This window comes from Desulfuromonadales bacterium, from assembly GCA_035620395.1.
GTDB lineage: Bacteria > Desulfobacterota > Desulfuromonadia > Desulfuromonadales > DASPGW01 > DASPGW01.
Window position 1 is genome coordinate 1 of the sequence record DASPGW010000088.1, and the last position, 7,044, is coordinate 7,044.

7 protein-coding genes are annotated in these 7,044 nt (G+C 58.2%); 2 read left to right on the forward strand and 5 right to left on the reverse strand.

Translation table 11 applies throughout. The features are described from left to right. A partial coding sequence (locus tag VD811_05030; GenBank protein HXV20340.1) for an FAD-binding protein occupies positions 1-415 on the reverse strand: 415 nt, incomplete at its 3' end. Positions 416-418: 3 nt separating this feature from the next. Continuing rightward, a complete protein-coding gene (locus VD811_05035) occupies positions 419-1,084 on the reverse strand; it encodes a succinate dehydrogenase cytochrome b subunit (protein ID HXV20341.1) in 666 nt (221 codons plus the stop codon). Between the two features lie 547 nt (positions 1,085-1,631). On the opposite strand from VD811_05035, the gene tgt reads away from it, so the two are divergent. Continuing rightward, positions 1,632-2,750: a tRNA guanosine(34) transglycosylase Tgt gene (gene tgt / locus VD811_05040; GenBank protein HXV20342.1), complete on the forward strand. Its 1,119-nt coding sequence runs from the start codon at positions 1,632-1,634 to the stop codon at positions 2,748-2,750. 90 nt (positions 2,751-2,840) lie between these two features. After that, the gene (locus VD811_05045; protein ID HXV20343.1) at positions 2,841-3,638 is read left to right on the forward strand and encodes a hypothetical protein; all 798 of its coding nucleotides are present in this window, start codon (positions 2,841-2,843) and stop codon (positions 3,636-3,638) included. Positions 3,639-3,714: 76 nt separating this feature from the next. On the opposite strand, the gene VD811_05050 is transcribed toward VD811_05045, so the two are convergent. From VD811_05050 to VD811_05060, 3 genes are all read right to left on the reverse strand, one after another. Then, on the reverse strand, positions 3,715-4,809 hold the full coding sequence (locus tag VD811_05050; protein ID HXV20344.1) for an AAA family ATPase: 1,095 nt from the start codon (positions 4,807-4,809) through the stop codon (positions 3,715-3,717). A 169-nt stretch (positions 4,810-4,978) separates the two neighbouring features. Continuing rightward, positions 4,979-5,746, reverse strand: coding sequence for a septal ring lytic transglycosylase RlpA family protein (locus VD811_05055; protein ID HXV20345.1), 768 nt, complete (start codon positions 5,744-5,746; stop codon positions 4,979-4,981). A 94-nt stretch (positions 5,747-5,840) separates the two neighbouring features. Next, entirely contained in the window at positions 5,841-6,794 is a 954-nt protein-coding gene (locus tag VD811_05060) for an acetyl-CoA carboxylase carboxyltransferase subunit alpha (protein HXV20346.1), read from the reverse strand. Positions 6,795-7,044 lie beyond the last annotated feature (250 nt).

Below are 7,044 nucleotides of genomic sequence, written 5' to 3' on the forward strand. Positions count from 1 at the left end.
CGTAATCGCGGGCAAAGGGTACGCCCTGGGCCACGCACTGGTCGATGATGTTGTTGGAAACCTGGGCCAGACGCCAGACGTCGGCCTCACGGGCGCGGAAGTCGCCACCCTTGATGGTGTCATAGAAGAGGCGGTAGATGCTGTCGCCGTCATTTGGGTAGTTCTTGGCCGCGTTGATCCCGCCCTGCGCCGCGATGGAGTGGGCGCGACGGGCGCTGTCCTGGTAGCAGAAGGCCTCGACGTTGTAGCCGAGTTCACCAAGGGTGGCAGCAGCGGCGCCGCCGGCCAGGCCGGTACCGACAACGAGAACCTTGTACTTGCGCTTGTTGGCCGGGTTGACCAGCTTCATGTCGAAGCGGTGCCGGTCCCACGAGGTCTGGATGGGTCCTTTAGGACATTTGCCGTCGAGTATCACTGTTTAACCCCCTATGGCTCGAAAGAAGATCAGAACGGGAATGATGAGAAAACCGATGGCCACAACGCCGGCAGTCCACCGCCCACAGGTGACCAGGGGGGGCTGGGTGGAGTCGTTGGTCAGCCCGAGCGACTGGAAGAAGCTCTGGATGCCGTGGCGCAGGTGCAGCAGAAGAATGACCATCGCTACCACGTAAACGATGGCGGTCGGGAACTGCTGGAAGGCGGCAGTCACCATCCCAAATACGTTGAAGCGGCCCATTGCATCCTCACCCGTAACGACGCCCGGGATGGCATGCAGGGTGAAATGCAGCAGGTGGTAGATGACGAACGCGCCGAGGAGCAGGCCGGTCCAGATCATGGTCAGGGCGGAAAAGGTGGTCTTGTCGTTCTGCTTCTTGGCGTAGTCGACCGGACGCGCCGCCTTGTTCTCAAGATAGAGGGTAAACCCTATCCAGATGTGCACCACGAACGCCAGCGCCATCAGCGCCCGGAAAGCGTAGAGGGCCGGAGGAAACACCCGCAGATGCTCGGCATAGGCGTTGAGCCCGTTTTCACCGCCGAAAGTTGTCATGTTGCCCAGCATGTGGGCGACGACGAACAGGACCATGAGCAGGCCCGTTATCGCCATGATAAATTTCTTGCCTAGTGAAGTTTTGTACCATCTCATGGCAACATCCCATCCCTTGTGAAAGAATTTTTACCAACAGAAGAAATTCAGGACTAACATGCAGGGGTTTCGGCCCCATGCTTTCCCGCCGACCACGTTTTGCCAGAACCAGCAGCGGCACCGGGGACTTTCGCCGACATTCCGGCTAAAAACCGTGTGCCAACCGGAGGTCCTCGCCAACCGCTGAAAGATTCCATCGCCTTACCTCCTGGTGAAGGGGTGATTAAAATTCATCACTGCCGCCGACACGATGACGCGACAATTTCCAGCAATGTAAATACAGATTTAAGTAACATTCGCAGCGTATACATGTCAACTCAAAAGTGCACACAGTATACAGTTGTCAAACACCGTTGGGATCCCTCCGGACAGTATCCTGCCCCCGCAAAACCTATGGATTCAGAAACAATATTTTATCCGGACTAAAACCACATCCGGTTGCTTTACCGGCGTATTTCTGTTACGTTCTCGGGGATTCGAGCGCCGCCGCAGCGGGCAGCGGTGCATGGGATTTTGCTCCTCACAACGAGACCCGGAAATTCAAGACATGTTCCGATTCGACCTGCTCTGCACCGACCCCGCCACCGCGGCCCGCCGCGGGCGCCTCACCACTCCGCACGGTGTCATCGAAACACCTATTTTCATGCCGGTCGGCACCCACGCGGCGATGAAGGCGATGACCCCGGCGCAAGTCGGGGAGACCGGTGCCCAGATCATTCTTTCAAACACCTACCACTTGCATCTCAAGCCGGGCGAGGGCCTGATCCAGAAAGCAGGCGGCCTGCACCGCTTCATGAACTGGGAGAAGCCGATCCTCACCGACAGCGGCGGTTTCCAGGTCTTCTCCCTGCCGAAGAAGAAAATCACCGAAACGGGGGTCTTTTTCCGTCACGAGGTGACCGGTGAAGAAATATTTCTTGGCCCGCGCGAAGCAACGGCCATCCAGAACGCCCTCGGCGCCGACATCATCATGGCCTTCGACGAGTGCATCCCCTACCCTTCGACCCACGATTACGCGGCCAGGTCGATCAAGAAGACCCTGCGCTGGGCCGAGGAGTGCCTGAAAAGCCACGGCCGCCCGGACCAGGCCCTGTTCGGCATCGTCCAGGGGAGCGTCTACGAGGATCTGCGTCGCGAGTGTGCCCGGGAGCTGACGGCACTCGATCTCCCCGGCTACGCCATAGGCGGGGTGAGCGTCGGCGAGGGGCTTGAGCTGCTGAAGAAGGTGGTCGACTATACCGCCCCTTTCCTGCCGGCCGACAAACCCCGTTACCTCATGGGCGTGGGGCTGCCCGAAGACATTCTGGAAAGCATCGAGCGCGGGATGGACATGTTCGACTGCGTCATCCCGACCCGCTACGCCCGCAGCGCCACCCTCTTCACCAGCCGCGGCAAGCTGCGTCTCACCCACCGCCGCTATCGGCGCGACTTTTTCCCGGTTGATGCCGCCTGCGACTGCTACTGCTGCCGCAACTTCACCCGCGCTTACCTGCACCACCTCTACAACGCCAATGAGATTCTCTCGGCGATCCTGGCGGCGATTCACAACGTTCGCTTCTACCTGGGCATGATGGAGGGGGCACGGCGGGCTATCGAGGCTGGGGACTTCAGAGCGTACAAGGAGGAATTCCTCGGCCGCTACGGTTTTGGCAAGGAAGAGGAATAAGTCCAAGGTCCCGAGTCACGGGGCCAACGGATCCTGATGATTTTAGAATTGTGGGCCTTGGACTCGGAACTTTGCACCCGGGGTTTTGCAATGGTTGAAGAAAAGCCGGCCGGCCACCTCGACTTGTCCCTGGCGCGGCGCCTGCACAAGGCCCTCAACGCTGACCCGGATGGGCTGTTCCAGGTCATTCAGGACCCAGCACCGGAAGTTCTGCGTACGGCCTTGAAGAACCCACACCTTGGCGAAGAACACCTGCTCGCCCTGCTCAAACGACGCGACCTCCCCGAGGACCTCATCAAGGCCGTCTCCCAACTCGAACGCAGCAAAATGAGCCATCGCCTTCGGCTGGCGCTGGCCAAAAACCCCGGCACTCCAAACCCGGTGGTCCTCGCCATCCTGCCGCAACTCCACCTCTTCGAACTGCTCGATCTCTGCCTTCTCCCCGGCATCACCCCCGACCAACGCTACTCCGCCGAGCGGCAAATCCACCAGCGGCTGGCGAATACGCCGCTCGGCAACAAGGTGATCCTGGCCCGCCGCGGAACGGCGTCCCTGGTCGGTGAACTGCTCAAGGGGGGGGAACTGCAAGTGCTGGAAGCCTCTCTCGACAACCCTCGGCTAAAGGAGGTTTCTCTGCTGCAGTTTCTCGGCGGGCCCAAAGCCGACGCCGAGACGATTTCGATGATCGCCCGCCATCCCCGTTGGCACAACCGCCCGAATCTGCGGCTTGCCATCCTCAAAAATCGCAGGACACCTGCCATCTGGTTTACACTCTTCCTGCCCCGCCTCGTCACCACGGACCTCCACAACCTTGTCTCCTCGCGCAGACTCGACCCGAGCCAGAAAATGCAGGTGGAGGAAGAGTTGAAGAAACGCCGGCACGGCTGAGCAAGAAAAAAGGCGGCCCGATTGGCCGCCTTTCCGTTCGCCCCGAACGTCATCCCCTAGCTGCCGGAAGCATTCACTATGCGAACAAAGCGTCGATAAGGTCAAAGTCGAAACGTTTTTCCGCCAGGGTCTGAATCAGGGCGATCTTTTCGTTGTCTTCGGCAGTGAGTTTGGAAACGTCTTCGGAAACATCCAGAAAAATTTCGGTCGTCGTGCGTTCGGTGCGCATATAGGGGATGTTGCTGCGGTCGAGAATCTTCTGGGTAATATTGGACAGGGGCGCAACTCCGGGGATGATCAGTCCAACGATTTTCGAACGGTATTCGGGCAGAGTGTACAGGTTGGCCAGGGTCACCAGCAACTCATCGCGCGAACTGGTCACCAGGAGCAAGGTTGATTCCTGCAATATTTCAACCACCCGCTGGGTGGAAGCAGCGCCAATCTGGACGTGGTGAACGATACGCATGTCCTCCTCGCTGTTACCTCGAATGGGGAGCCCCAGCACGCTGGAAATTCGGCGCAAGGTCGGATTGGCGAGGATAGGCTGATAGTTGAAGCCACCGATGACCTTGATGCCGCTATTCCGAAAAGCCAGATTCAGGTAATGGAGGGTTTCCTCGCGTTTTTCCGGCATGATCTTGTTGGCCACGATCGCCCTGATCTCTGCCCCTTTCTGATGGAACAGGGCGGCGTTCATACCGACCGAGTCGACCACGTTGCCGATGCCGCCGCCAGTGACCATCATTACCGGTGCATCAACCATCCGGGCGATATGCGCATTGCTCATGCCGAGGACGGTGCCGACGCCACTGTGTCCCGCTCCCTCGACAATAAGAAAATCACATTCCCTGTCCAGCACCTCGACCGCCTTCAGGACCTTCTGCTCGAAATCGGCCGTTGAAATCTCCCCCTCCAGCACCTTTTTGGTGGTTCCTGGCTGCAACACCACCGGCGACATGTATTCAAGGTACTTTTCGAGCCCGTACACCTGGGCCATGAGAGCCGCGTCCTTGTCGACCAGTCGCCCATTCAACGTCGCCAATTTCGGGCCGATCGGCTTGATGAAGCCTATCCTGTCGTATTTCCTGCGGGCAAGGTGCAGCAGTGAGAGACTGGTCGTAGTCTTGCCGCTGTTCTGTCCCGTCGCCGCCACGAATATTCTTTTGGCCATCTTTTTCTCCGCCACTCCTTGGATGTCCAGCAATCCGGCCTGCTCAACACAGTAACACCTTGCTTATCACTCGTAAAATGTATACGCATTAATTATCAACAGAAAAAGCCGCCTGCTGACATTTTATCAGCGAAGCGGCCCAAGCTGTACCCACAACTCCAAATTCATTTCATTCAGTCGCCACCACAAAGCTGTTGGGATATCCGTTGACCTCGAAACTGAGCCTGGCCACTTCGGCGGCTTCGATGGTCGGGTAGCGGCCAGCCCGCACCCGATAGAAAAGCTTGCCGCCGACCCACCCTTCCTGAACACCGGCGTAGCCGTAACGCGCCTGCAACTGGGCCGAAAGACGACGTGCATTGTCCTGCACGGTAAAGGCACCGACCTGGACGCTATAGCTATCGACGGTATAGCTCTTGGGCTGGCGATAGGCGACGTGGCCGGCAGAGCTCGTCTCCTGGTAACCAAGAGCCTCGATGCGGACCGGCGCCGTGCCTGGTCCGACGACCCCCAGGGCATTGGCGGCCGAGTAGGAAAGATCGATGATGCGCCCCCTGATAAAGGGTCCGCGGTCGTTGACGCGCACCACCGTCTCCCTCCCGTTGGCCTGGTTGGTTACCTTGACCGAGACGCCAAGCGGCAGTGTCTTGTGGGCCGCAGTCATTCCGTACATGTCGTAGATTTCGCCATTGCTGGTGTACTTGCCGTGGAAGTCCTTGCCATACCAGCTGGCGATCCCTTCCTCGACGAAACGGACATGTTCCGCTTCACTTCGCCGCATCGGCTCGTAGCGCTCACCATTGACTTCGTAGGGTTTCTCCCATCCCTTCAGCCCTTTGGTTTCCGGCGTATCGATAACGCGTGAGCGGTAAGCCGGACGCGAGCAGGCGCCAAGGAGCAGGAAGACCAGAATCAGAAAAATGTAACGATTGCGCATGCAATAAATCCAGCAGGTTTAATAGGACGTATGTGACGCATGGGACCTATATGTCTCATAAGTCCCATAGGTCGCAGCAGTCCCATGCCTTAAGCTACTCTTCCACCCTCGTCATGGCCCGGAATTTCTGGTAGCGCTGTTCGACCAGTTCCTCGGCCGAGAGCTTCTGCAGTTCATCAAGATGCTTCTTGAGATATTTCTTGACACTGGCGGCAGCAAGCTGCGGATCATTGTGGGCGCCGCCGACAGGCTCGGGAATGACGTCATCGATGACGCAGCCAAGTTCGAGGATGTCGGTTGCTGTGAGCTTGAGCGCCTCGGCTGCCAGCGGTCCCTTGGTCCCGTCGCTCCAGAGGATGGCCGCACACCCCTCGGGAGAGATGACCGCATAGACCGAGTACTCCATCATCAGCACGCGGTTGCCGATGGCGATGGCGAGGGCCCCTCCGGAGCCACCCTCGCCGGTCACAGTGACAATGACCGGCACGGTAAGCGCAGCCATCTCCCGCAGGTTTCGGGCGATCGCCTCGGCCTGGCCGCGTTCTTCGGCGCCGATTCCGGGAAAGGCGCCCGGGGTGTCGACGAAGGTAAAAATCGGCAGTCCGAACTGTTCGGCCATCTGCATCACCCGCAACGCTTTGCGATACCCCTCGGGGTTGGGCATGCCGAAGTTGCGGTAGACCTTCTCTTTGGTGTCGCGTCCCTTCTGGTGCCCGATGACACAGCAGGGTTTGCCGTCAAAGCGGGCAAAACCGCAAACGATAGCCGGATCGTCACGGAAGTTGCGGTCGCCGTGAACTTCGAACCAGTCGGTGAAAATATGCTGGACGTAATCGAGGGTGAAGGGACGGTTGACATGGCGGGCGAGCTGGGTTCGCTGCCAGCGGGTCAGGCTGGAGAAGATTTCTTCACGCAGCTTGTCAGCCTTCTTCTCCAGTTTCTTGATTTCGTTGGAGAAATCTACTTTTTCTGTGGAGTATTCCTTCAGCTCGCGAATCTTCTGCTCCAGTTCGACCAGGGGTTTTTCAAAATCGAGAAAGAATTGCATCGGGATCTCCTTTTAAATCGGTCACGGAATAAAGGTTAAGAGCAAACGGGTTAAATCTCCTCCGCCCTTAGCCCGTTTTCAATCGAACGTCACAACATTGTAACCGAACAGTTTTTCGGCTTCGTCCATTATCTCATCGTTGGCCGCAACTTTAAGATTTTCGGGCAGGCCGATCACCGTTTCGCTGCGGTTGGGAATAACCAGATGGATCAGCGCTTCGCAGTTTCCGCGATGGCGCGCCATGACGTTT